Below are 2,616 nucleotides of genomic sequence, written 5' to 3'. Positions count from 1 at the left end.
CTGGCGTTGATTTTTGGCACGCTGTTGAGTTCTCAAGGAACGGACGCTTCCTTTGTACTCACCCTCTCGGGCTTTCCTCCGGGCTTCCCTTCGGTGTTCCAAACTCTATCAGCGTTTTTCCGTCTCCCTGACCACCGTCCTGCGGGCATGCAGAAGTTGATCGAGATAGGGTCTGACAAGTTTGGTTGCTGCCAGGCAAGGACACTTGATCGCGTCGCTCAGCCTCAAGCAGGAGTACGACTGTACACGGGGCCTCGAAGGCCGTGCAAATCCAGGGGACTGGTGGTCTAGACCACCAGCCGGTATCTTCCGTGCGGAACCCTCACTTCATCTGACATACGCTGCTGGACAGAGCCGTCCGAGACAGGCAGTGACGGCCCATATACGCAGCTCCACCCCTGGGAGGCTTCCCATGACCACCGTGACGTCCCCGCTTGCAGGACGCGCCATCGGATTGGCCGCAGTGCCTGATCCGGTCTTCTCCGGGGCCATGGTCGGCCCGGGCACGGCGATCGACCCCGTACGGGAACCGTCCGAGGCCGTCGCGCCCGTGGACGGAGTGATCGTCTCCCTCCACCCGCACGCGTTCGTCGTCGTGGACGAAACGGGGCACGGCGTGCTCGTGCACCTCGGCATCGACACCGTGCAGCTCAACGGCGAGGGCTTCGAGCTGTTGGTGAACAAGGGTGACACCGTCACACGCGGCCAGGCCGTCGTGCGGTGGAACCCGGCTGCCGTCGAGGCCGCGGGCAAGTCCGCTGTGTGCCCCGTCGTGGCACTGGAGGCCACGGCCGAGGCTCTCTCCGAGCTCCGTGACAGCGGCGACGTGAAGGCCGGCGACAGTCTCTTCCTCTGGAAGTGACGTCAGTGCCGTCGTAGGACGGCAAGTAGGCACGACAACCATCGCGGCGGCGGGACCCGCCGCACTATCGGAGACGGGTGAGATGGAGACAACGCTGCGAGGCGTCGGCGTGAGCCACGGTGTGGCGATCGGCGAGGTTCGGCATATGGGAACGGCGGTGCTGGAACCGCCTGCCAAGCAGATACCGGCTGAGGACGCGGAGCGCGAACAGGGGCGTGCCCGCAAGGCCGTGGAGGCTGTGGCGGCCGACCTGATGGCGCGCGGCAACCTGGCGGGAGGCGAAGCCCAGGCGGTGCTCGAGGCCCAGGCCATGATGGCCCAGGACCCTGAGCTGATGGCCGATGTGGACCGGCGTATCGCGGTCGGCAGCACGGCCGAGCGTGCCGTGTACGACGCGTTCGCCGCGTACCGCGAGCTGCTGGCCGGTGCCGGTGAGTACCTCGCCGGTCGGGTCGCGGACCTCGACGACGTGCGGAATCGTATCGTCGCTCGTCTTCTCGGGGTGCCCATGCCGGGTGTCCCGGACAGTGATGAGCCGTATGTCCTGGTGGCGCGTGATCTGGCGCCCGCCGACACGGCTCTGCTGGACCCGACGCTCGTGCTGGGCTTCGTCACCGAGGAGGGCGGGCCGACCAGTCACAGTGCGATTCTGGCGCGGGCGCTCGGGGTGCCGGCCGTCGTGGCGCTGCCGGGTGCCGGTGAGCTCGCGGAGGGCACGGTCATCGCCGTCGACGGCAGTACCGGCGACATCTTCGTGAACCCGAGCGACGAGAAGAAGGCCGAGTTGGAGGCCGCTGCCGCCGAGCGGAAGGCCGCGCTCGCCGCGTCCACCGGTCCCGGTGCGACCGCCGACGGTCACAAGGTGCCGCTGCTCGCCAACGTGGGCGGCCCGGCGGACGTGCCCGCCGCGGTCGAGGCGGGGGCCGAGGGTGTGGGTCTGTTCCGTACCGAGTTCCTCTTCCTCGACGACAGCAAGAACGCGCCGACCGAGGAGAAGCAGGTCGAGGCGTACCGGCAGGTGCTGGAGGCATTCCCTGAGGGGCGGGTCGTCGTTCGTGTGCTGGACGCGGGCGCGGACAAGCCGCTGGACTTCCTGACGCCGTCCGACGAGCCGAACCCGGCGTTGGGCGTGCGGGGGCTGCGGACGCTGCTCGACCACCCCGACGTGTTGCGCACCCAGCTGACGGCGCTGGCGAAGGCTGCCGAAGGGCTGCCGGTGTACCTCGAGGTCATGGCCCCGATGGTGGCTGACCGCGCCGACGCCAAGGCGTTCGCCGATGCCTGCCGGGAGGCGGGGCTGCGGGCGAAGTTCGGCGCGATGGTGGAGATCCCCTCGGCGGCGCTGCGGGCGCGGTCGATCCTCCAGGAGGTCGAGTTCCTGTCGCTGGGGACCAATGACCTCGCGCAGTACACGTTCGCTGCCGACCGTCAGGTGGGTGCGGTGTCCCGGCTCCAGGACCCGTGGCAGCCCGCGCTGCTCGACCTGGTCGCCCTGTCCGCGGAGGCGGCCAAGGCCGAGGGCAAGAGCTGTGGCGTCTGCGGCGAGGCCGCGTCCGACCCGCTGCTCGCATGTGTGCTGACCGGTCTCGGGGTCACCTCTCTTTCCATGGGTGCCGCTTCCCTCCCTTACGTGCGCTCGACGCTTGCGAAGTACACGCTGGCCCAGTGCGAGCGGGCGGCGGCGGCCGCGCGGGCTGCGGACAGCGCCGAGGAGGCGCGCGCGGCCGCTCAGGCGGTGCTGTCCGGCGAGTAGT

Annotated in this window: 2 protein-coding genes; both read left to right on the top strand. The window is 69.2% G+C overall.

What is annotated here, in order from left to right; genetic code table 11:
• Nucleotides 1-412: 412 nt before the first annotated feature.
• Nucleotides 413-862 (top strand): PTS glucose transporter subunit IIA, encoded by a 450-nt coding sequence (locus ACFULQ_RS48990; protein WP_383558315.1) that lies wholly within the window; start codon nt 413-415, stop codon nt 860-862.
• A gap of 82 nt (nt 863-944) precedes the next feature.
• Nucleotides 945-2,615, top strand: coding sequence for a phosphoenolpyruvate--protein phosphotransferase (ptsP, locus tag ACFULQ_RS48985; RefSeq protein ID WP_383558311.1), 1,671 nt, complete (start codon nt 945-947; stop codon nt 2,613-2,615).
• The last annotated feature ends 1 nt before the right edge of the window (nt 2,616 follow it).

This window comes from Streptomyces sp. NPDC057253, from assembly GCF_042669125.1.
Lineage (GTDB): Bacteria > Actinomycetota > Actinomycetes > Streptomycetales > Streptomycetaceae > Streptomyces.
The sequence above is the reverse complement of the archived record's forward strand: the minus strand, read 5'-3'. Positions and strand labels throughout refer to the sequence as shown.

What these genes read in the sequence shown, in the direction of transcription:
- ACFULQ_RS48990 (WP_383558315.1), top strand. Translation starts at nt 413, where the DNA reads ATGACCACCGTGACGTCCCCGCTTGCAGGACGCGCCATCGGATTGGCC.
- ptsP (WP_383558311.1), top strand. Translation starts at nt 945, where the DNA reads ATGGAGACAACGCTGCGAGGCGTCGGCGTGAGCCACGGTGTGGCGATC.